A 21,379-nucleotide genomic window follows, 5' to 3' on the forward strand; every position below is an offset into this window, starting at 1 on the left:
GGCACACAGGAGGACTGCCATGCCCGCACCCAGGCGACTGCTCGCGTTCGCCCTGGCCGCGCCGTTGCTGCTGGCGTCGTGCACCACCGACGGCAACGAGTCCGGCGGCGGCGACCGGGAGAGCGCCGGGGGCGGTGGCGGTGACCTGAGCTTCTCGGTCATCACGCACGGCTCGGCCGGTGACGCCTTCTGGGACGTCGTGCAGAACGGCGCCGAGGCCGCGGGCGAGGACCTCGGCATCGACGTCGACTACCAGAGCGACGGCGATCCGCAGCGCCAGGCGCAGCTCATCGACGCCGCCGTGAACCAGGGCGTGGACGGGATCGTGGTCTCGATGGCCAACCCGGACGCCATCCAGGAGTCGGTCGAGGCGGCCGTGGCCGCCGGCATCCCCGTGGTCACCATCAACTCCGGGGGCGACCGCTCGGCGGAGTTCGGCGCCATCGGGCACGTCGGCCAGGACGAGACGATCGCCGGGGAGGGCGCCGGCCGCGAGCTCGCCACCGACGGCGCGCGCACCGTCCTGTGCGTCATCCACGAGGCGGGCAACATCGGCCACGAGCAGCGCTGCGCCGGCGCCAGCACGGGTCTTGGCGCCCAGGTCCAGCCGGTGCAGGTGGACATCAACGACCTGACCGGCGCGCAGTCGACCATCACCTCGCAGCTGCAGAGCGACCCGTCGATCGACGCCGTGCTGACCCTGAACTCCGCCGTCGCCGCGGTGGCCGTCGAGTCGGTCGCGGACGCGGGCTCGGAGGCCGACGTCGCCACCTTCGACCTGAACCAGGACGTGATCAGCGGCATTCAGGACGGCTCGATCCTCTTCGCCGTCGACCAGCAGCAGTACGAGCAGGGCTACCTGCCGATCGTGATGCTGAAGCTCTACGCGGAGAACCTCAACACCGTCGGCGGTGGGCAGCCGGTGCTCACCGGCCCCGGCATCGTCGACGCCACGAACGTCGACGAGATCGCCGACCTGGCCTCGGCCGGCACGCGCTGAGCACCGCGGGGGCGCCGCACCCGGTGGCCACGGGGGCGGCGGGCGAGCCGTCGACGCGGCGGGCCGACGAGCGGCTGACCGCCGTCGGCCCGCTGCGCCGGCTGCTGGTCAAGCCCGAGCTCGGTGCGCTGGTCGGCGCCGTCGCGGTCTTCGCGTTCTTCGCCGTGCAGTCGGAGGTGTTCCGCTCCGCCCGCGGCGTCGCCAACTGGCTCGACCCGGCCTCGACGCTCGGGATCATGGCGGTCGCGGTCGCCCTGCTGATGATCGGCGGGCACTTCGATCTGTCGGCCGGCGTCATGACGGGGACGACGGCGCTGACCGTGGCCATCGTCGCCGTCGAGTTCGAGCAGAACATCTGGGTCGCCATCGGCGTCTCGCTCGTCGTGGCCCTGCTGATCGGCTTCTTCAACGGCTGGCTGGTCACCCGCACCGGCCTGCCCAGTTTCATCATCACGCTGGGCACCTTCCTGATGCTCCAAGGCCTGAACCTGGGGCTGACGAAGTTCCTCACCGGCACGGTGACCGCGGGCGGACTGGCCTCGGTCCCGGGGTACTCGAGCGCCGAGTGGCTCTTCGCCTCGCGCATGACGATCCTCGGGGCGGAGGTGCGCGTCGCCGTCCTCTGGTGGGTGCTGTTCACCGCCCTGGCCACCTGGGTGCTGCTCCGCACCCGCTTCGGCAACTGGGTCTTCGCCACCGGCGGCGACGAGGTCGCCGCCCGCAACGTGGGCGTCCCTGCCCGGCGGACGACGATCGCGCTGTTCATGACCACGGCGACGGCGGCCTGGTTCGTCGGCACCACGCTGGCGGTCCGGCTGACCTCCGTGCAGGCGAACACCGGCACCGGCCAGGAGCTGATCTACATCGTCGCGGCGGTCATCGGCGGCTGCCTGCTCACCGGCGGTTTCGGCTCGGCCATCGGCGCCTCGCTGGGTGCACTGATCTTCGGCATGACCCAGCTGGGCATCCCGTACCTGCGCTGGGACGCCGACTGGTTCTACTTCTTCCTGGGGGCCATGTTGCTGCTCGCGGTGCTGGCCAACCGGCTCGTCCGGCGGTACGCCGAGGCGGCCCGGCGATGACCGCGGAGACAGCGCCCCTGCTCGAGCTGCGCGACGTCGGCAAGGACTACGGGTCGGTCATCGCGCTCGACGGCATCAGCACCACCGTGCGCGCCGGCGAGGTGACCTGCGTGCTCGGGGACAACGGGGCGGGCAAGTCCACGCTGATCAAGATCCTCGCGGGCGTGCACCGCGCGGACCGCGGGCAGCTGCTGCTCGACGGGCGGCCGGCCGACTTCGGCTCGCCCCGCGAGGCGCTCGACGCCGGGATCGCCACCGTCTACCAGGACCTCGCGATGATCCCGCTGATGGCGATCTGGCGGAACTTCTTCCTCGGTGCGGAGCCCACCCGGGGTCGCGGTCCGTTCCGGCGGTTCGACGCGGCGCGGGCGAAGGACGTCACCCGCCGGGAACTGGCTGCCATGGGCATCGACATCCGCGATCCCGACCAGCCCGTGGGCACGCTCTCGGGTGGTGAGCGGCAGTCGGTGGCGATCGCGCGGGCGGTGCACTTCGGCGCCCGGGTGCTGATCCTGGACGAGCCGACCTCGGCGCTGGGGGTCAAGCAGGCCGGCGTCGTCCTGCGGTACGTGGCGCAGGCGCGCGACCGCGGGGTGGGCGTCGTCCTCATCACCCACAACCCGCACCACGCGCACCCGGTGGGCGACCGGTTCCTCGTGCTGAACCGCGGACGCAGCCTGGGGTCCTTCCCGAAGGCCGACGTGAGCCGGGACGAGCTGACCCGGCTCATGGCCGGTGGGGCGGAACTGGACCAGCTGGCGCACGAGCTGGAGCGCCCGGCCACCTGATCCCGTCGGGCGTCGGCCAACCGCCGGAGCCGCTCCACGGTCTCGAGAGCCACCGTGCACCGCGGCTGCACGGCCGCACGGCGGCTCCGGCGCACCACCGCGCTGTCGACATACCGACAGTGCTGAGACGGTCACTTAGCGAATTTGTCGCGGCGCGTCAACTGTTGTGCGTGTTGCCTTTGTGACTGCCGGTGACACTGCGACTCTCGTCGGGCATCACGCCCCATTCCCCTTCCCCGGGAGCGAGACATGTTCCAGCGCCGTCCGTCGCGAGCGGCGACCGTGCGCCCCGGTGCCGGTCGACCCCGACGTCCCCGGCCGGGCCGCTCCCTGCGGACCGGGCTGGTGGCGGTCCTGGCCGGAGCGGCTCTCGTGGCCACCGCCGCCCCGGCGCTCGCCGTGCCGCCTCCGCCGCCGAACCCGACCGACAGCGAGATCGGCGCCGCCCGGTCGCAGCAGGACGTTGCCGCGGCAGAGGTGGGGCGCATCGCCGGCCTGGTGACCGCCGCGGAGGCCGAGCTCGGCCGTCTGGGCATCCAGGCAGAGGCGGCCGGAACCGCGTACGAGATCGCCAAGGAGGCGCTCCAGGCGGCGCAGGCACGAGTCGACAAGGCGGCCGTACTGCTGCGGCGGGCTGCCCACGCGGTCGCCGCCGCCCAGGTGCGGATCGCGGACTTCTCCCGGGACAGCTACATGACCGGATCAGCACTGAGCGGGGCGGCGGCCCTGCTCGACGCACAGGGGCCGTCCCAGCTGATCGAGCGCGCCGCGATGCTGGAGTACGTGGCCGCCGACAAGGTCGACGTGCTGGCCGAGATGGAGACCGCCCGCATCGCCCAGGCCGCGGCGGAGGCCGAGGCGCGCGCCGCACGGGACGAGACGGCCGCTGCCGCCGACGCCGCGGAGGCGGCCAAGGCGCAGGCCGATGCGCAGGTCGCCGTCCAGCAGGGGGCGAAGGCCGAGATCGAGGCGCAGAAGGCCGTGTACGAGCAGCAGTTCGACGCCGCCAACATCGAACTGCTGCGCCTGCAGGGCGCCCGCGACGCGCACCAGGCGTGGGAGCAGCAGAAGGCGGCGGAGGAGTCCGCCCAGCGGGCGGCCGCTGAACGCGCCGCCGCCCAGGTCGCCGCGGCGGCGGAGGCGGCCCGCAACGGCTCCGGCGGGGCTCCCTCGCGGGGATCGGGCGGCGGGGCGTCGTCGGGGTCCTACGTGCAGCCGACGTCGGGTCGGGTGTCGAGCTGCTTCGGCCGGCGGTGGGGGACCTTCCACGGGGGCGTGGACATCGCCGCCCCGATCGGGACGCCGGTCTACGCCGCCCACTCCGGCGTGGTGCAGCGGGCCGGCACGGCCACCGGCTTCGGCTACGCCGTCTACATCCGGGGCGACGACGGCTACGTCACCGTCTACGGGCACGTGAACCGGTACTTCGTGCAGGCGGGGGAGCGGGTGCGGGCCGGCGAGCAGATCGCCGAGGTCGGCAACCGTGGGCAGTCGACCGGCCCGCACCTGCACTTCGAGGCGCACCCGAACGGGGTCATGTACGGCGGGCAGGTGGACCCGGTGGACTGGCTCGCCGCGCGTGGCATCCGCCTCGGCGCCTGCTGATGGAAGGACCTCCCTGCCCCCACCGCTCGCCAGCTCGCGGCGGGTCCCTGCAGGGAGGCCGGGAGAGGCGCGGGTGGTCGCCGGCCGGACGCCGGGGCTAGCGTGCCTCGCGTGACCGCACCCGCCGATCCGCGTGGCACCTGGCAGCTCCCGGCGTTCGGCGCGATGCCGCGGACGGCGGACCTCGAGCCGCTGGTCACGAGGGTGCTGGCCCCCAACCCGTCCGGCATGACCCTCGACGGCACCAACACCTACCTGGTCGGTGCGCCGGGCAGCGGTGCCGCGGTGCTGGTCGACCCCGGTCCCGACGATCCCGCCCACCTGGAGGCGGTGGAGGCGGCCCTGGCCGCGCGCGGCGCCCGCTGCGCGGCCGTGCTGGTCACCCACCACCACGGCGACCACGCCGAGGCCGCGCTGCCCTGGGGCGCCCGGTTCGGTGCCCAGGTGATGGCCGGGAGCGGGGACGTCGCAGGTCCCGGCGGTCGCGTGCTGACCGGTGGGGACCGGTTGCAGCTGGCCGGCACCACCGTCGAGGTCGTCCCGACGCCGGGGCACTGCTCCGACCACCTGGCCTTCCGCATCGAGTCCGGCGCCGTCCTCGTCGGGGACCACGTGCTGGGCCGCGGCACCTCGGTCGTGACGCATCCCGAGGGCGACGTGGTGGCCTACCTCGAGTCGCTGCGGAGGGTGCGCGACCTGGGGCCGGCCGCCCTCTACTGCGGCCACGGCCCGGAGCTGACCGAGGACCCGGGTGCGGTGCTCGACTACTACCTCGCCCACCGGGCCTACCGCGAGGGCCAGGTGCTGGCCGCCCTGCAGGGCGGTGCGACGACGGTCGACGAGCTCGTGGCGAGCATCTACGCCGAGGTGCCCAAGGCGGTCTGGTTCGCCGCGGCGCAGTCCACCCGCGCCACGCTGGACAAGCTCCGGGCCGAGGGCAGGGTCGAGGAGGCCGCGGACGGAACGGTGCGCCCGGCGTGACCGGACCCGTGCCCGTGGTGGGGAGCGCGGAGAGCGAACGGGACCAGCGCCGGGCGGCCGCGGCCCTCGCGAGCGCCGGGGTCCGCCGCGGCGACCGGGTGCTCGTCTCGGCGGCGGCGTCACCGGCGCTGCTGGCCGTCGTCCTCGGCGCCCTGCGCACCGGCGTCGTCCCCGTCGTGCTCGATCCCGGCCTGCCGGTCGCGGAACGCGCGGCCCTCGCCGAGGACGCAGATCCGGCGCTGGACGTGGCCGACGACCCTGCCCGCCTGCTCTCCGGTACCGAGGAGGCGGAGCTCGCCGACGTGCCGCTGGCCCGTCCGATGCACTACACGTCGGGGACGACGGGACGCCGCAAGGGCGTGTGGTCCGGCGTCCTGGCCGACGAGGACGCCCGTGCGCTGGCCGCCGAGGAGATCGACCTGTGGGGGTTCGACCGCGACGACCGGCACCTGGTGCTCTCGCCGCTGCACCACAGCGCCCCGCTCCGCTTCGCGATCCACACCCTGCTCGCCGGAGGCGAGGTGGTGCTGCCCGGCCCGTTCGACGTGACCCGCGCGGTCGGGGCGATCACCGAGCTGCGCCCGACGACGACGTTCTGCGTGCCCACGCACCTGCAGCGGCTGCTCGCGCACGGCGACGTGGACTGGTCGTCGTTCCGCCGGCTCGTGCACGCCGGGGCACCCTGCCCGGAGTCGCTCAAGCGCGCGGTGCTCGCCGCGCTCCCCGAAGGCACCGTGTGGGAGTTCTACGGCTCGACCGAGGCGCAGTTCACCGTCTGCTCGCCCGAGGACTGGCTGGCGCACCCGGGCAGTGTCGGCCGGGCACGACCGGGACGGCGCCTGGAGACCGACGAGCGCGGTCAGCTCTGGTGCGAGGTGCCCCGCTGGGCACGGTTCGAGTACTGGCGGGCACCGGAGAAGACCGTGGCGGCCTGGCGCGGCGACCGCGTCACGGTCGGCGATCTCGGGCGGGTGGACGACGACGGCGTGGTCTGGCTCGACGGGCGCCGCGAGGACCTGGTGATCTCCGGTGGCGTGAACGTCTACCCGGCCGAGGTGGAGGCCGTCCTCGACGCGCATCCCGGCGTGGTGGAGAGCGCGGTCTTCGGCGTGCCCGACGCCGAGTGGGGGCAGCGGGTGGTCGCGGCCTACGTGGGTGGGGTCGATGCCGGCGAGCTCGCGACCTGGGCCCGCGAACGGCTCGCGGCGGCCAAGCGACCCAAGGCGCTGCACCCGCTGACCGAGCTGCCCCGCACCTCCACCGGCAAGGTGCGCCGGCTGGACCTGCCCGGGGTGCTCGGGCTCGACGGTGCCTGACCGCCTCCAGGGCCAAGATGGCCATCATGGCCCCTGAGCCGGACGTCGTGGTGGTGGGCGCCGGCACGTCCGGCTGCGCGCTGGCCGCCCGGCTGGCGGATGCGGGGCGCCGGGTGCTGCTCCTGGAGGCCGGATCCGCCGATGGGCAGTGGCCGGCCGACATCCGGGATGCGGCCAGCCTGGCGGCGGCCGCACCCGGTCACCCGGCGAACTGGGACCTGGCCGCCGAGGTCCTCCCCGGCCGGTCGGTGCGGGTGCCCCGCGGCCGGATCGCCGGCGGCTCCAGCGCCCTGAACGCCGCCGTCTGGATGCGCGCCACGCGACGCGACCTCGACGGCTGGGCGGCCGCCGGCAACCCGCTGTGGGCCCCCGACGCGGTGTTGCCGGCCTTCCGCCGGTCGGAGGCCGACGCCGACTACGGCCGGCTCCCGGGGCACGGCGCGGACGGGCCGGTGCCCGTGCGGCGCCTGCCGAGTCCGTCGGTCCTGGCCGACGCCTTCGCCGCCGGGAGCGCCGAGCTCGGGTTCCCGGCGGAGCCGGACAAGAACGGCGACGCCGCTCCCGGCCACGGGCCGATCCCGTTCAACGTCGAGGGCGGCGTCCGGATCAACGCCGCCATGGCCTACCTGGCTCCGCGGCAGGGCCTGCAGACGCTGGCGGTGCGCGGCGGCGTGGCGGTGCGCCGGATCCTGGTCGAGAGGGGTCGCGCGGTGGGCGTGCTCACCGACGACGGGCCGGTGCGGGCCGGCGAGGTGGTGCTCAGCGCCGGCGCGGTCGGCTCGGCGCACCTCCTGCTGGCCTCCGGGCTCGGGCCGGCCGCGGACCTGGCCGTCGCGGGCATCGACGTCGTGGCCGACCTGCCCGGGGTGGGTGCGGCCTCGAGCGACCACCCGATCGTCTACGTGCCCTACCGGCCGGTGCCAGGGCTGCCCGTGTCCGCCCGGCCGCTGCACGGCGTCCTGCACGCCCTGGTCGACGGCGCGGAGATCGAGGTGCTGCCGTGGCTGCGACCGTTCGGTTCCGACCCCGAGCTGCTCGTCGGCGTCGGCCTGCAGAACCCGGTCGCCCGCGGCCGGCTGGGCCTGGACCTCCGCAATCCCTCGAGGCCGCCGAGGCTGGAGTACCGGTACCTGGCCGAGGAGGCCGACCGGCGGGGGCTGCGCGCCGGGGTGCGGCTGGTGGCGTCCCTGCTCGTGACGGACGCCGTCGCCGGCACGGCCACCCCGTCGGCGGAGCTGCCCGGTGCGCTGCTGGCCGACGACGCGGCGCTCGACCGCTGGATCGCGGACCGCGTGGGCACCGCGGTGCACCTCTCGGGCACCGCCCCGATGGGGCCGGACACCGATGACCGTGCGGTCGTGGACCAGCAGCTCCGCGTCCGGGGCGTGGCGGGGCTACGCGTCGTGGACACCTCCGTGCTGCCGTGGGTGCCGAGCCGTGGGACGGCGGCGACGGCCGTGATGGTCGGCGAGCGCGCCGCCGAGCTCTTCGACGCCTGAGCGGAGGCGGTGGAGGGGCGGGACGACGGTCGCGGCATCATCTGTCCCGATGTGAGGGCGGTCACCGGCCGCGCCCGTCCCGTCAGGAGGAACCGTGCCGCAGGTCCAGACCGTGAGAGGTCCCGTCGACACCGCCGAGCTCGGCCAGACGCTGATGCACGAGCACGTCTTCGTGCTCACCGCCGACATGCAGCAGAACTATCCCGAGGAGTGGGGGAGCGAGGACGAGCGTGTCGCCGACGCGGTCGGGAAGCTCCGGGCGCTGGAGGCCGTGGGCGTACGGACGATCGTCGACCCGACCGTCGTCGGGCTGGGCCGCTACATCCCCCGGATCCAGCGCATCGCCGAGCAGATCGACCTCAACATCGTGGTCGCCACGGGCTGCTACACCTACGACGACGTGCCCTTCTTCTTCCACCACCGCGGCCCGGCGCTCAACGCAGCGGTCGGCGCGGAGGTCCCCGACCCGATGGTCGACCTGTTCGTGCGCGACGTGGAGGAAGGCATCGCCGGTACCGGCGTCCGCGCCGCGTTCCTCAAGTGCGCGATCGACGCTCCTGGCCTGACGCCCGGCGTCGAGCGGGTCATGCGCGCCGTGGCCAAGGCCCACCAGCGCACCGGCGTCCCGATCACCGTGCACACCCACCCGGGCACGCAGTCCGGGCTGGAGGTGCAGCGGGTGTTCGGCGAGGAGGGGGTCGACCCGGGCCGCGTCGTCCTCGGGCACAGCGGCGACACCTCCGACGCCGACCACCTCAGCGCGCTGGCCGATGCCGGGTTCGTGCTGGGCATGGACCGGTTCGGGATCTACCTCGACACCTCGTTCGAGGCGCGCTGCGACGTCGTCGTGGAGATGTGCCGCCGGGGCTACGCCGAGCGGATGGTGCTCTCGCAGGACACCTCCTGCTACATCGACTGGATCGATCCGCAGGTCATGGCGCTGCTGCCGCAGTGGACCTACACGCACATCCACGAGGAGGTGCTGCCGTACCTGCGCGAGCACGGCGTCACCGATGACCAGATCGAGACGATGCTGGTGACCAACCCGCGGCGCTACTTCGACGGCTCCGCCGCCTGACCCTCCCCGGAAGCGGATCGTCCCGGCGGCGCGTGAGTCGCAGCCGCCGGGACGCCGGGGTCGAGGGTGGAGCGCCGGGTCAGCGGACGGCGGGCAGCTCGCTCGTCGTGGTCGTGGTCAGCGGCGCCCACGCGTCGGGGTGCGGCCGACCGGCCTGGGCGACCCACGTCTCGGTCCGTCCGGTGGCCGACGACCGGGCCACCGTGGCCGGCCGGGCGCTGAGGCTGACGATGAGGGCCAGCAGCACGAGCAGCCCCACGAGGACGGCGCAGAGAACGAGGAGCGTCGAGAGCATGCACAGAAAGTAGTGGGCCGGATCAGTCCGTGTCACCGTGGCGCGACGGTCAGAAAGCGCTGAACCTGGCTCGCCCGATGTGCAGAATTCGCTGCCTGGCCTCGGCGTTCGTCCCGCCTGTCACACCGGAGTGCTCAACTCCCGCCAAGCCGGTCCGGGCCACCGTAGCGGGCCGGTGCGCATCCGCGGACCCATCGGCCGGAGTCCCGCCCGATGGGTCCGCGTGGTCCCGGCGTCCCCGGGTAGGGAGCCCGTGGCGAGGGGAGCGACGACGTGGCAGACCTGTCCCGAGGAGCCGGCCGGGTGGTGGCCGCGCCGCTGGCTGCGCTGGCCCGGTGGCGCAACGGCAAGCCGATGCACCCGCGGGGCGCGGTGTTCGACGCCGTCCTCGAGCGGCACGGGAGCGCCCGTCCGTGGGGCGTGCCCTTCCTCGACGCGACGGCGCGGGACGACGTCGTCGTCCGGCTCTCCCGTGGTGCGGGTCTGCCGGCGCCCGTGCCGGACCTGCTGGGACTGGCCGTCCGCCTGGACGAGGGCTCGGAGCAGCCGGTCGACTTGCTGCTCTCCACGACCGGCCGGGGTGCGCTCACGCGGGTGGTCCCCGTGTTCCGCCGCGACACCGCCTCGGTCTACTGCTCGATCATGGCGTACAGCTCGGCGGCCGGACCCATCCGGCTGGCGGCGCTGCCGACGGGCGACGGGGTCCCCTCCGACCCCGAGCCCCTGGCCGCGTCGGTGCGACGGCGTCCGCTGGTGTTCGTGCTCGCCGCGGCGCGCGGGTTCGGGGCGTGGGCGCCGTTCGCCCGGCTGAGCATCGGCGAGGCGGTGCGCCCCCTGGACCCGGACCTGCGGTTCGACGCCGTGCGCCACCCGCCGCCGGGTCTGGTGCCCGACGGTCCGCTCGCCCGGTTCCGCGCGCCCGCCTACGCGGCCGCGCAGGAGGCCAGGGGCGGCTCCGGGGCCGCGACGGCCGGGACCAGCCACTGACGGCTCGGATCGGGCCGGTCACCCGATGGAGTCGGTCACAGGTTGGCCACGGTCAGGCAGGGTAGGGGAGGAGGCCGTCCTGCCCGAACCACGTGGCAGGGCTGCCGCGCGTCGAGCACACCGATCGACGCGGTGCTCGACCGCACGAGGAGCGAAGCCGCGCCAGTGATGTCCGCCGACCCCCACCCGGGTGAGCCGTCTCCCGGGGAGCAGAGCCCGCTCCGCGTGGGCAGCGTGCCGTTCAGCGACCGGTACGTCGACGCCGTGCTGCCGCCGGGCGCCGTGCGCGTGGGGCCGGAGGACGAGCCGAGCCGCTGGCTGGACGAGGACCACCTGGTCGAGCACGCCGGTGAGCTCGACGTGCTGCACCTGCACTCCGGCTACGGTCACCTGCGCGTCCGGGACCTGGAGCGCTGGGCGGAGACCGTGCGGCGGCTGGGGGTCCCGCTGGTCGTCACCGTGCACCAGCTGCGCGACGCCACGCAGGGCTCGCGGAGCCGGCACGACGCCCACCTGGAGGCGGTGCTGGGGACGGCGGAGGTCGTGCTGACGCTCACGCCGTCGGCCGCGGACGAGATCGCGGACCGCTACGGGCGGACGGCGATCGTGCTCGCCCACCCCTCGCTCGCCGTGCCGGACCCGGAGCTGGGCGCCGAGCGGGGCCTCGTCGGTGTCCAGCTGGCCACGGCGTCCCCGGCGGTACCGGACCCGGCGGCCGTGGCCCGCGCCGCGGCGTCCGGAGCGGTCTCCGGCGGCGGGCGGCTGCGGGTCCTCGCCCCAGCCGGCTCGGACGTCGACCCCGGCGTGCGCGTGATGGCCGAGCGCGGGGAACTCGAACTGGTCGTGCACCGGCCCGAGGACCTGGCGGCCCAGCTGCAGCAGCTGCACGTGGCCGTCCTGCCGGAGCGGTGCGGCACGCACTCCCGCGACCTGGAGGTGTGCCGCGACGTCGGTACCCGCGTCGTCGCGCCCAGCTGCGGCTTCTTCGCCGACCAGTGGTCGGAGGTGGTGACCTACGCCAACGACGAGGTCGACGGCCTGGACCCGGTGTCCCTGACCGCCGCAGTGTCGGTGGCGCTCACCAGCCCCATGCCCCGCCCGGCCGACCGCGCGTGGCGCGGGGAGCAGGCGGAGGCGGTCCGGCGGGTGCACGCGGAGGTCTACGCCCAGGTGGCGGCCGACCGCAGCTGGGTGTGAGCCCGCGGCCGGACGACGGCGGCGGGGGAAGAGAAGAGGGTGGGCAGGGGCGGGGTCGAACCGCCGACCTCTCACTTTTCAGGCGAGCGCTCGTACCGACTGAGCTACCTGCCCCTCCCGGTGCTCGCGCACCGGGTAGCGACCCTGACGGGACTCGAACCCGCGACCTCCGCCGTGACAGGGCGGCGCGCTAACCAACTGCGCTACAGGGCCTTGCTGTGGTGTTGCTGTGCCCCCAACGGGGTTCGAACCCGTGCTACCGCCTTGAAAGGGCGGCGTCCTGGACCACTAGACGATGAGGGCTCGTTCTGCCGGGGGCAGAGGAAACAATACATGCCGCCGGAGGGCCTCCTGCACAGGGGCGCCGGCCGTGCCGCGCCCCCGCGCCGTCCTCAGCCGAGGGAGGCGGTGAGCTCGACGCGGTCCTCGGCGACCGACGTGCACTCGAGGTCCAGCGGGCCGGCGGCGACGCTCTCGCCCTCGGCGCAGGAGACGTTCGCCCCGGCGACGCCGAGCGAGGCCCTGCCGTCCTGGGTGCCGGAGAACGTCAGCGTGGTGCCGAGCACCTCGACCTGCGCGTCGGTGCCCTCGAGGATCACCGTGCACGAGCTCGGTGAGCACTGCACGTTCTCCGAGCCGAAGGTGCAGCCGGCCAGGACCGGGAGGCTCAGCCCGAAGGCAAGCAGACCGGCGGCCAGGCGGGAGCGGGGCGTCGTCGTCGCGGGCATGAGCCGAGGGTAGAGCCGTGCGGTCAGTCGGTCGTGGACGCCGGGCTGCTGTCGGCGTCGTCGTCCCCGTCGTCGTCCCCGTCGTCGTCCCCGTCCTGGGGGACGACGGTGCGCTCGATGGTCACCTCGGACTCCCCGAGACCGCCGAGAATGATGTCGTCGTAGGCCTGCAGCCGGCCGGTGGACGCCGAGAAGTAGAGCACCGTGCAGGTCAGCGGTTCGGGGTACTCGCCCTCCAGCGCGCGCAGACCCGCCCCGCCGGTCGAGCCCTGCACCATGAGCAGGGTTCCGTCGTCCAGCTCGGAGACGTCGCGGTCGTGCGTGTGCCCGGCCAGGACCACCGGGGTGAGGCCGTCCAGCGGAGGTGCCTGCTCCGGATCGTGGACGAGGGCCACGTCCGGTGGCTCGTCCAGCGACTCGACGAGGTCCGCCAGGCGCTCGCCGGACCGCGTCAGCACCTCCGGGTCGGCGTCGTCGTCGCCGGTGCTCTTGTCGGGAGTGAACCGGGGGTCCCGCGCGCCGACGACGGACAGCCCGGCGATCTCGACCCGCGAGTCGTCGAGGACGGTGACGTTCGGCAGGGCGGCCATCCGGTCCGCGGTCACGGCGGAGTCGTGGTTGCCGCGGATGAAGACGTAGGGCACGTCCAGCGCGCCGACCGAGGTGAGCACCTGGTTCTCCGGCGGGCTGCCCCAGTCGACGATGTCACCGGTGTCGAGCACGCCGTCGACCCGGAACTGGCCGGCCACCTGCCGCATCAGATCGAAGCCGGCGGGGTTGAGGTGGATGTCGGACACGTGCAGCAGCGTCACGGTCTCGTCGTCCGCGCCGGGCGGCGGTAGCGCAGCGAGGGTGCTGTACAGCGAGCCGACGTTCGCGACGAGGTCGGTCAGCGAGGCGCGGTAGGCGTCGAACCGGGCGACGAGGTCCTGGGCGCTGCCGATGAGGCTGTTGGCGTTCACCAGGAGGCCGGTGTACGTGGGCGTGGACAGTGCCTCGGGCCGCCACGTGGTGGCGCCGACGCCTCCGATGCCCAGCAGCAGCGCGCCGGTCAGGCCGGCGGCGATCAGCGGCTCGCGGCGTCGCCGCAGCACCACCCAGGAGACCAGGGCCGCGCCGGCGAGCGCCGCGAGCACGGTGATGACCACCAGCTTCACCACGGCGTCCTGCAGGTCCTCGGTGACGCGGTCGACGACGCCGGCGAGGCGGACCGGATCGTTGGCGAGGGCCTCCGCGCGGACCTGGTCCACGCGCTGCAGCTGGACGTCGAGGCGCAGCGGGCCGTCGAAGACGTCGGCGGCCAGGGAGCCCAGCGGGGGGACCGCGACCTCGGCGCCACCGGAGCCGGGACGGATGGCGAGGGTGGCGTCGAAGGGGCCGATCGGCGCCGAGATGCGGGCGAAGAGCAGGACGGCGATCAGTGCGCCGACCAGCGCCAGGGCGACGCGCGCCGTCCACCGGCCGGCGACGCGACCACGGCGTCGCCACGGCGACGCGGGGTCCGGCGGCTGCTCCACCTGCTCAGGCTAGTGAGGCCTCGGCCGTGGCGGGCGTCCGGACGGCGGTCCGGTCAGCCCTCGGAGAGCGCGGGACGGCGGAAGATCCAGCGCAGCGCGATGAAGCGCAGCAGGCCGATGATCGCGGTCACGGTGACCACCGCGGTGATCTGCAGCCAGACCTGGTCCTCGGCGGCGGTGGTGTTCACCCAGCTCAGGGTGGCGCTGGTGGCCACGAGCCCGAGCGCGGCGACGGTGCTGGCCTCCCACTGGGCGGTGAACCAGCCCACGCGGTCCTCGGCGTGGAAGGTCAGCCGGCGGTGCATCTCGTTGGCCAGCACGGTGGACGCGACGGTCGCGATGAGGTGCGCGCCCAGGTAGCCCATGCCCTGGAACGGGATGAAGAGCAGTGCGTAGACGAGCGTGGTCGAGCCGCCGACCAGCAGGAAACGGGCGAACTGGGCCAGCGTGTCGTCCTGCCGCAGCCGGTCGGCCAGCCGCTCGGTCCACGGGGCCGGAGCGGCGATCTCCGCGACCGGCTCACCCACGGCGTCGCGGCCAGAGGCGCAGCGGCGCAGCAGGGTCTGGCGGGTCACGGAGGTCCTTCCGGGCGGGAGCAGGTCGTACGCGGTCCAGCGTCCTCCCCGGATCGCGCGTCGTCACAGGTCAGCATGCCCGCCGGAGCTGACGGAATGCACCGGATTACCTGGAAAGCACCAGGACGAGACCTGGTCGTGACCGGGGAGTCGTCACCGGGCGTTGCGGGTAGGGGACCGCCATGAGTCTCATGGGGTTCCTCGACCGGGTCGCGGACGTCGCGACGTTCGACAAGGTGATCGAGCCGGCCCGCCGCGCGGTGCTCGGCGCGCTGAAGCCGCCCGCGGTCAAGGACCTCCTCCACGGCACGTGGATCGGCCACCCGCTGCACCCGATCCTGGTGCAGGTCCCGGTGGGCAGCTGGGTGTCCGCCGGCCTGCTGGACGTCGTCCCGAGGATGCGGCCGGCGGCCACGGCCCTCATCGGGATCGGGGTGGCCGCGGCCGTGCCCGCGGCGGCATCGGGGGCGGCGGACTGGTCGGAGCAGGACACCGGCGTGCGCCGCCTCGGCGCGCTGCACGCCGTCCTGAACACGGTCGCGCTGGGCCTGTACGTCGGCTCCCTGGCCGCGCGGAAGAACGACCGGGGCGGGCTCGGGCGGGTGCTGTCCTACAGCGGGCTCGCCATCGCCGGGGGGTCGGCGGCGATCGGCGGCCACATGTCCTACGCGCAGTCCTCCGGGGCCTCGCACGCCGCGACGGCGGTGCGCGCCCTGTCGACGGACTGGCTGGACCTCGGCCCGCTCGACGACTTCCCCGAAGGGCGCCCGGCGCTGCGCACGGGAACGGGTGGGTCGGCCGACGTTCCCCTCGCGGTGGTGCGGCGCGGGACACGGGTCGACGTGTTCGTCGGAGCCTGCTCGCACCTGTCCGGGCCGCTACAGGACGGGACGGTCGAGGAGGTGCGCGGCTCCCAGTGCCTGGTCTGCCCGTGGCACGGCTCGGCGTTCGACCTGGACAGCGGCGAGCCGCGGCGTGGGCCGGCCGCCAACCCGCAGGAGAAGCTCGAGGTGCGCATGGAGGCCGGGCGCGTGATGGCGCGGGTGCCGAGCCGGCACCGCTGAGGCCGGGAAAGAAGCCGGCCCGGTCGGCCCGGGGGGAACGGGTCGGCCGGGCCGGGGTACGTGGCCGCACCCTGTGCAGGCAGGGCGGGACGGTCATGACTGTAGGTAACCGAGGCCGGGGTGGGGCATCCCCTGATCGGGTGTAAAGCGGACGCCCCGGTGACGCAAAGCACGCATCGCGCCGGACGCGGTTCATCCGCAGGCGCAGCGGGCACCGGACGGCGGTGTTCTTCCTCTTCTCCAGCCGCCTGGGGTGCCTCGGTTCGCTGGCACTGTCCGCGCTGATCACCGTGCTCCTGCTCGTGCTCCTCGACGTCCTGTGACGGGGGACGACGTCCCAGTGGGGATGCGGCGGTGGGACACGTCACGCGCGAGATGTCCGGGCCCGGGTACGTAGACCCCATGAGTGCCGCGTTGTCCCTCTGCCGCTCCGGACGGGGCGAGCCCCTCCTCCTGCTGCACGGCTGGGGCAGTTCACGTCGCGACTTCACCGCCGTCCTGCCGGCGCTGGCCGAGCGTTTCGAGGTGCTGAACGTCGAGCTGCCTGGCTCGGGCCGGTCACCGCACCTGGAGGAACGGCCGACGGTCGGGGCCATCACCGACGCCGTCGAGCGCACTCTGGATGCCTCCGGGATCGGCAGGGTGCACGTGCTCGGCAACTCGCTCGGCGCGCGCGTCGCGCTGGAGCTGGCCCGCCGGGGGCGGGCCAGGTCCGTGGTGGCGATCGCGCCGTCGGGGCTCAACGTCTGGCCGGAGCGGGTGCTCCAGGGCACCGGCATGGCCATCGCCCGGATCGTCGGACGCACCGCTTCCCCGCTCATCGGCCCGCTGTCGCGTTCCCGGCTCGGCCGCACGGCGTTGCTCCTGCCGATGAAGGCCCGCCCGTGGGCGACCAGCGAGGAGGAGGCGATCGGCCTGCGCGAGGGCTTCGCCGACTCGCGGGACTACTGGCGCACGCTGTTCTGGGCGCTGCTCGTCGACGTCCCCCGCGGCATGGACCGCATCGATTGCCCGGTCCTCCTCGTGCAGGGAACGGCGGACTGGATCGCGATGGGCCAGACGGTCCGGTACCTGCCGCTGGTCCCGCGGTCGCGGTTCCGGCCGCTGCTGGCCGCGGGCCACGCCCCGCAGTCCGACCGCCCGGAGACCATCGTGCGACTCGTCGAGCAGACGGCGCGCCGGGCAGCAACCGATGCGGCCGGCACGAGTCCGGTCGAGGCGGTGCGGGACCTGCCGGACGACGTCACCGCGACCCCTCGGAGTTCGGGTGGGCGCAGCGGTACCACGCGTCAGACACGGGCTCGGTGACCTCGGCCGACCACGCCGGGCCTTGCGCTGGAGAGGTCTCCAGCACCCGCTCGTCGAGCACTGTCGGCAGGCCGTCCAGCCCGGTGGGTCGTCCCGCGAGGACCTGGCCGTGCCGTCGGCCTTGCCGTGGGCCGGGCGCCGGTACGCCGGACGTCGGGAGACGCCTGGGCGGTAGCCTCGCAGCGGGCCGCAGGCGCCGCAGCTGTCTCACGCGTGTCCCGTGAGTCCTCTGGAGGTTCCCTGCAGCCAACGGGCCTCTAGCTCAACTGGCAGAGCAGCGGACTTTTAATCCGCGGGTTGTGGGTTCGATCCCCACGGGGCCCACTGTGATTCCGGTTTGACCAGGACTTCCTCTGGTCGAGGGCCGCTTCACGACCGAGCAAGCCAGCCTTCACAGGCTCGTGGATCGGCCCCTGGCCGGGTTGCTCGGTTCGCCCGGAGCAGGCGCACGAGCATGATCGGGGCGTGGACCTCCGACTGCGCTCGCTGGCCGCCTGGCTACTGATCGCGCAGGCTGTCGTTCTTGCCTGCCTGTCGTTCTGGGCGTTCCTGCTCTTGCAGTGGGTCCCGGATGAGGACGAGATCTCCACGTGGGACGCCGACGCCGCGCATCTGCGGGCGGGAGCGGCGAGTGCAGTCCTCGTCGTTCTCGCGGTCGTCTCCGCCGCCGCAGGAGTCGCGCGCCTGCTGGATCGCGCGGCTGGGCAAGGCACGCTCGTGGCCGCACACCTGGGCGGCGCCCTCGCGGTCCTGCTGTTTGCGCTGCCCGGAGTGGCCGTCGTGCTGGCAGTCGCTGGAGCCGCCTGGGCGGGACTACTGCGACGTGACGTTCGACGTCGCGAACAAGCCCACGATCACAGCACTACGTCCAGCAGCCCCTCACCGAGCGGAGTTCCGGGGACGTGACCAGTTCCGATGCCTGAGGGAGACAAGCCTGCGTTTGCGCGGCCACTCGTCACACTTGCGGCCGGCATCGTGATGATCGTGGTGTATGCGGAATTCATGAGCGACGCCGCTGGCGGCGGCGGTGCGAACATCGGTGGCGGCCTCTTCCTCCTCATCGGGTACATCGTGACCGGAGTGGGGCTGGTTCTGAGCGTCAGCGCCCTGATGAGGCGCCGCAAGTAGCAGGAGCGGGCTCGGGTAGCCGCCCGATACCCCGAGTGAACTCGGCTACTGCCCCACCGACTGTTCCGGCGCCGAGGCGTGGCGTCACGGAACCGATTGCCTGGCATGGTCTGGGTCGTGGTGACCACTGACGGGAGTGCCAGCGTGCACCGCCGTCGTGGTCTCTTCGCTGGTTCGGTGACCCTCCTGCTGGTTGGGCTCCCCTCGGATGGGCGGCGAGCCTCTCGCACGCCGCGTTCAGCGGATGCTGGCTGGTCTGTGGCGGTCCCCCCGACTCGACCGAGGGGGTGCTGTGGGCGATCGTCGCGGCGGCACTGCTGACAGTTCCGGTCGGGGTCGCCCTGAGCACTGCCCGCGTGCGGTCGTGGGTGGTCTGGGCCATCGCCGCAGTCGCTGTCCTGCTGGCGGTAGGCGGCTGGGTGATCTTCTCCGTGGACCCGGCCAACGCCGACTTCTTCGTGGGGTAGGAAACGGTTCCGTCCCGATGACTCAGCGGTCGGCGTCGAGCGTCCGGAAAGCGGTCGGTGCCGCCACACCGCAGAGCAGGAAGGTCCACCGGAAACCGAGCAACAGCAGCCAGCGGACCGGCGGGGCGAAGGGCGACGGCGCTGCGGTCGAGCGGATGGGACCGTCGGCCTCGCTCAAGCGGACAGCGACGGCGAGCATCCCGACAGCCGCGCCGAACAGGAGAGTGAGCAGGACGGCGACGGGCCCGGCAGATGCCTCCGCGCCTCCTCCCAGGCCGGTCAGGATGATCGCGACGAAACCCGCCACCCACACCGCCAGTGCGACGAGGTAGGCCTGTGCGAGGCCCCGCGAGAACGTGATCACGCTCGGGCTCCTGGCGGGTGACGGCGGTCGCCGCTCCCCGGAAGCACCCATGTCGCGCGCTCCGGATCGGGGAGCGCGAGCTCGGGCAGTCCGGCCGTCACCGGTCGAGCCTCTCCCGTAGAGCACCGATCGTGGCGTCGTCGAGACCGAGCCACCTCAGGTATCCGGCTGTCGTGCCGTACGCGGTGCTCACGTGGGCGAGCATCTCTCTGATCGGGCTTCCGTCACGTCGTTCGGGACCGGCCGGGTTCGTCGGAGCGTGCGGCCGGTTCGGAGGCGCGGCGTAGTCGGCTTCGATGGTCTCGCGGTCGACGCCGGCGAGGTCCAGGAGCAGGGCGACCACCATGCCGGTGCGGTCGAGTCCGGCGTGGCAGGAGATCAGCACCGGACCCCGAGGTGCGGTCGCCAGCGCGCGGAAGATGGCTGCGATGTGGGCCGCGTTGCGCTGCAGGCTGCTTCTGTAGATGCCGCCGAGCGTGCGGTAGCGGCTGACGTCCTCCCGCGCCTCCGCAGCCGGGTCGATCAACGGCAGCGCCCGGTAGCCCGGCAGATGTGCAAGCGGATGAGGACGGGCCAGCACCTCCTCGCGCGAGCGCAGGTCCAGCACCGTCTCGAAGCCGAAGGCCTCGGCGGTCGCCAGATCGTCGGCGTCGAGCCGTTCCGGGGTGTTCGCGCGGACGATCCGTCGCGCCGGGACCGCTGCGTCGCCAGGCAGAGGCAGCCCGCCCACATCGCCGGAGTTGGCGAAGCCGGGCAGCGCCCCGCGGGATCGGCGCAGCCCCGAGGCGTCCACGCGAGGACCGTAGCCCGCCGGACACCTCCTGGGGCGAGTCCCGTCCGGCGCGAAAGTTCTTCTCGTACCTCTCAACCTCGGCGGTGCGGCGAGGCGTGTGTACGGGTGGAGGCGCCGGTAGGGCGCTCGACCGGAGGGTGCCGGAACCATGCGACAGCTGAGCTGGACGGGTCGGGGTGTCGTCGCAGTCGTGCTCGCAGTGGTCCTCGTCGGGTCGGTCGTCACCGGGCTGGCGCTCCGGGCGTCGTCTGCGGACTCCGAAGGAGGCACGTCGGCGCTGCCGGCGTGCGCCGATCTGGCGGAAACGCGGCTCGGCCCCCTGGGCGAGGACCCGGCGTGGAACGGGTGCCTGACCGACGACGACGCGGCGGTGCGGGCGTACCGCTACCAGTGCTCCGGACTCCGCGAGAGCCTCGTGCCGAGTGGTGAGGCGCGCCGGGCGGACGAGTCGGCCATCGTGTTCCTCCCCGATGCCGGGTTGGTCGCGGCCACGGATCAGGAATGGTTCAGGAGGCCGCGGAACCAGCACCCGGCCTACCTCCGCACGCCGTTCGCCCTGTCGGTCCCCTACCGGTGCGACGAACTCCGCTCACTCCCGCACGACGGCATGGTCCTGGCCAGCTGCGACCTCGACGACGTCCCACTGGACCTGCACAGCACCCAGGGCTGCAGCGAGGACGGTCAGGTCTACACCGCCCTCGGCCGGACCTGCTCGTATCCCGACTTCGACCTCACCACCTCCTGGGAGCAGTGGTCCATCGAGCCACCCGACCTCCCAGGCCGCAACGACGACATCGTCCTCGAGAGCGGACCGGACGAGCAGTGGTGGGCGGTGCCGGCGGCCCACCGTGACCAGCGCTGCTGGACGCCTCCTGACGAGTGGGACCCGGCGTGGCGATGAGGCACCGGCCGGGGCGTGCGGCCCCCAGGCTCACCGCCCTCCCGATCTACGCGGTGCCAGCGGGCTCATCCACGGGGGGAGGCGGCCGTGGCGGGGCGCTCGACCGGGAGGTGCCGTGAGCACGGAGAGCGAGGCCGGGTTCGCCGACTTCGTCGAGCGGTGGTCACCGGCGCTGCTGCGGGTGGCCTTCCTGCTCACCGGTGACCGGTGGCTCGCGGAGGACCTGCTGCAGACCGCGCTGCTCAAGACGTCGCGCCGCTGGTCGAGGATCGCCGACCACCAGGCCGCCTGTCCCTACGTGCGCCGGGTGCTGGTGACCACCTACGCGAGCTGGCGACGCCGTCACCGGGCGAGCGAGGTGCTCACCGACCAGCTGCCCGAGCACCTTCCGGCCGACGGCGCCGAGGTCGAGCTCGGCCGGGCCGTCGCGGCGCTGGACGCGCTCCCGCCGCGGATGCGGGCGGTGATCGTGCTCCGCTACTACGAGGACCTGTCCGAGGCCGACACCGCCGCGGCCCTGGGCTGCTCGCCCGGCTCGGTCAAGAGCCAGGCCTCCCGCGGACTGGCCCGCCTGCGGATCGAGCTGTCTCCCCCCGCCCTGGTGAGGCCCAGAGAGGACGCGCCATGAACACCGACGAGCTGCGCGAGGCGCTGCGTCGCGACGCCGAGCTGGCCGGCCGGCCGCCCACCGACCTGGTCCCACGGG

The 21,379-nt window shown here is 73.8% G+C and carries 23 protein-coding genes and 4 tRNA genes; 18 read left to right on the top strand and 9 right to left on the bottom strand.

Translation table 11 applies throughout. The features are described from left to right. Window positions 1-19: 19 nt before the first annotated feature. From BLS70_RS14335 to BLS70_RS14370, 8 genes are all read left to right on the top strand, one after another. Window positions 20-1,000 carry a sugar ABC transporter substrate-binding protein gene (locus BLS70_RS14335; RefSeq protein WP_091769205.1) on the top strand — a complete coding sequence of 327 codons (981 nt, stop codon included), beginning with the start codon at window positions 20-22 and terminating at the stop codon, window positions 998-1,000. Between the two features lie 23 nt (window positions 1,001-1,023). Further along, window positions 1,024-2,082: an ABC transporter permease gene (locus BLS70_RS14340; RefSeq protein ID WP_091769208.1), complete on the top strand. Its 1,059-nt coding sequence runs from the start codon at window positions 1,024-1,026 to the stop codon at window positions 2,080-2,082. Continuing rightward, window positions 2,079-2,870, top strand: coding sequence for an ATP-binding cassette domain-containing protein (locus BLS70_RS14345; protein WP_091769212.1), 792 nt, complete (start codon window positions 2,079-2,081; stop codon window positions 2,868-2,870). Before BLS70_RS14340 ends, BLS70_RS14345 begins: the two co-directional genes overlap by 4 nt. Before the next feature lie 345 nt (window positions 2,871-3,215). Beyond that, window positions 3,216-4,475 carry a peptidoglycan DD-metalloendopeptidase family protein gene (locus BLS70_RS14350; protein WP_255362477.1) on the top strand — a complete coding sequence of 420 codons (1,260 nt, stop codon included), beginning with the start codon at window positions 3,216-3,218 and terminating at the stop codon, window positions 4,473-4,475. 111 nt (window positions 4,476-4,586) lie between these two features. Then, window positions 4,587-5,456 carry an MBL fold metallo-hydrolase gene (locus BLS70_RS14355; protein ID WP_091769217.1) on the top strand — a complete coding sequence of 290 codons (870 nt, stop codon included), beginning with the start codon at window positions 4,587-4,589 and terminating at the stop codon, window positions 5,454-5,456. Beyond that, window positions 5,453-6,772, top strand: coding sequence for a class I adenylate-forming enzyme family protein (locus BLS70_RS14360; protein WP_255362478.1), 1,320 nt, complete (start codon window positions 5,453-5,455; stop codon window positions 6,770-6,772). Before BLS70_RS14355 ends, BLS70_RS14360 begins: the two co-directional genes overlap by 4 nt. A 26-nt stretch (window positions 6,773-6,798) precedes the next feature. Continuing rightward, window positions 6,799-8,271, top strand: a complete 1,473-nt coding sequence (mftG, locus tag BLS70_RS14365) for a mycofactocin dehydrogenase MftG (RefSeq protein ID WP_091769397.1) — start codon at window positions 6,799-6,801, stop codon at window positions 8,269-8,271. A gap of 112 nt (window positions 8,272-8,383) precedes the next feature. After that, on the top strand, window positions 8,384-9,349 hold the full coding sequence (locus tag BLS70_RS14370) for a phosphotriesterase family protein (RefSeq protein ID WP_255362479.1): 966 nt from the start codon (window positions 8,384-8,386) through the stop codon (window positions 9,347-9,349). A 79-nt stretch (window positions 9,350-9,428) separates the two neighbouring features. Here the strand turns inward: BLS70_RS14370 and BLS70_RS14375 are convergent, their stop codons facing one another. After that, window positions 9,429-9,644, bottom strand: a complete 216-nt coding sequence (locus tag BLS70_RS14375) for a hypothetical protein (protein WP_091769223.1) — start codon at window positions 9,642-9,644, stop codon at window positions 9,429-9,431. A 273-nt stretch (window positions 9,645-9,917) separates the two neighbouring features. Here BLS70_RS14375 and BLS70_RS14380 point away from each other — a divergent pair, with 273 nt between their 5' ends. Then, the gene (locus tag BLS70_RS14380) at window positions 9,918-10,631 is read left to right on the top strand and encodes a phosphodiesterase (RefSeq protein ID WP_091769226.1); all 714 of its coding nucleotides are present in this window, start codon (window positions 9,918-9,920) and stop codon (window positions 10,629-10,631) included. A gap of 168 nt (window positions 10,632-10,799) precedes the next feature. Beyond that, complete coding sequence (locus BLS70_RS14385; protein ID WP_091769229.1) at window positions 10,800-11,828, top strand: glycosyltransferase; 1,029 nt, start codon at window positions 10,800-10,802, stop codon at window positions 11,826-11,828. A 40-nt stretch (window positions 11,829-11,868) separates the two neighbouring features. Here the strand turns inward: BLS70_RS14385 and BLS70_RS14390 are convergent. The 6 genes from BLS70_RS14390 to BLS70_RS14415 form a co-directional block, all read right to left on the bottom strand. Then, window positions 11,869-11,942 (bottom strand) — tRNA-Phe (locus tag BLS70_RS14390). Between the two features lie 25 nt (window positions 11,943-11,967). After that, window positions 11,968-12,041 (bottom strand) — tRNA-Asp (locus tag BLS70_RS14395). 17 nt (window positions 12,042-12,058) lie between these two features. Beyond that, window positions 12,059-12,131: transfer RNA gene (locus tag BLS70_RS14400), tRNA-Glu, on the bottom strand. Between the two features lie 89 nt (window positions 12,132-12,220). Beyond that, on the bottom strand, window positions 12,221-12,556 hold the full coding sequence (locus BLS70_RS14405; RefSeq protein WP_091769232.1) for a hypothetical protein: 336 nt from the start codon (window positions 12,554-12,556) through the stop codon (window positions 12,221-12,223). Between the two features lie 23 nt (window positions 12,557-12,579). Beyond that, on the bottom strand, window positions 12,580-14,073 hold the full coding sequence (locus BLS70_RS14410; RefSeq protein ID WP_091769235.1) for a metallophosphoesterase: 1,494 nt from the start codon (window positions 14,071-14,073) through the stop codon (window positions 12,580-12,582). Window positions 14,074-14,126: 53 nt separating this feature from the next. Continuing rightward, a complete protein-coding gene (locus BLS70_RS14415) occupies window positions 14,127-14,648 on the bottom strand; it encodes a GtrA family protein (RefSeq protein WP_176946425.1) in 522 nt (173 codons plus the stop codon). Window positions 14,649-14,830: 182 nt separating this feature from the next. On the opposite strand from BLS70_RS14415, the gene BLS70_RS14420 reads away from it, so the two are divergent. The 6 genes from BLS70_RS14420 to BLS70_RS14445 all read left to right on the top strand — a co-directional run bounded on the left by BLS70_RS14420 (window position 14,831) and on the right by BLS70_RS14445 (window position 18,615). Further along, window positions 14,831-15,712, top strand: coding sequence for a Rieske (2Fe-2S) protein (locus BLS70_RS14420; RefSeq protein ID WP_091769241.1), 882 nt, complete (start codon window positions 14,831-14,833; stop codon window positions 15,710-15,712). A gap of 402 nt (window positions 15,713-16,114) precedes the next feature. Beyond that, window positions 16,115-17,020 (top strand): alpha/beta fold hydrolase, encoded by a 906-nt coding sequence (locus BLS70_RS14425; RefSeq protein ID WP_176946426.1) that lies wholly within the window; start codon window positions 16,115-16,117, stop codon window positions 17,018-17,020. 251 nt (window positions 17,021-17,271) lie between these two features. After that, window positions 17,272-17,344, top strand: a tRNA-Lys gene (locus BLS70_RS14430). Window positions 17,345-17,485: 141 nt separating this feature from the next. Further along, the gene (locus tag BLS70_RS14435) at window positions 17,486-17,926 is read left to right on the top strand and encodes a hypothetical protein (RefSeq protein ID WP_091769248.1); all 441 of its coding nucleotides are present in this window, start codon (window positions 17,486-17,488) and stop codon (window positions 17,924-17,926) included. A gap of 9 nt (window positions 17,927-17,935) precedes the next feature. After that, window positions 17,936-18,148 carry a hypothetical protein gene (locus BLS70_RS14440; RefSeq protein ID WP_091769252.1) on the top strand — a complete coding sequence of 71 codons (213 nt, stop codon included), beginning with the start codon at window positions 17,936-17,938 and terminating at the stop codon, window positions 18,146-18,148. A 287-nt stretch (window positions 18,149-18,435) separates the two neighbouring features. Further along, window positions 18,436-18,615, top strand: coding sequence for a hypothetical protein (locus BLS70_RS14445; RefSeq protein WP_091769255.1), 180 nt, complete (start codon window positions 18,436-18,438; stop codon window positions 18,613-18,615). 22 nt (window positions 18,616-18,637) lie between these two features. On the opposite strand, the gene BLS70_RS14450 is transcribed toward BLS70_RS14445, so the two are convergent. Further along, entirely contained in the window at window positions 18,638-18,979 is a 342-nt protein-coding gene (locus BLS70_RS14450; RefSeq protein ID WP_091769258.1) for a hypothetical protein, read from the bottom strand. Window positions 18,980-19,076: 97 nt separating this feature from the next. Further along, window positions 19,077-19,772 (bottom strand): tyrosine-protein phosphatase, encoded by a 696-nt coding sequence (locus tag BLS70_RS14455; RefSeq protein WP_176946427.1) that lies wholly within the window; start codon window positions 19,770-19,772, stop codon window positions 19,077-19,079. Window positions 19,773-19,962: 190 nt separating this feature from the next. Here BLS70_RS14455 and BLS70_RS21365 point away from each other — a divergent pair, with 190 nt between their 5' ends. Continuing rightward, the gene (locus BLS70_RS21365; protein WP_255362480.1) at window positions 19,963-20,673 is read left to right on the top strand and encodes a hypothetical protein; all 711 of its coding nucleotides are present in this window, start codon (window positions 19,963-19,965) and stop codon (window positions 20,671-20,673) included. A 115-nt stretch (window positions 20,674-20,788) separates the two neighbouring features. Continuing rightward, window positions 20,789-21,301 (top strand): SigE family RNA polymerase sigma factor, encoded by a 513-nt coding sequence (locus BLS70_RS21370; protein ID WP_255362481.1) that lies wholly within the window; start codon window positions 20,789-20,791, stop codon window positions 21,299-21,301. Window positions 21,302-21,379: the final 78 nt, after the last annotated feature.

This window comes from Blastococcus aurantiacus, from assembly GCF_900102425.1.
In the GTDB taxonomy this organism is placed as follows: domain Bacteria; phylum Actinomycetota; class Actinomycetes; order Mycobacteriales; family Geodermatophilaceae; genus Blastococcus; species Blastococcus aurantiacus.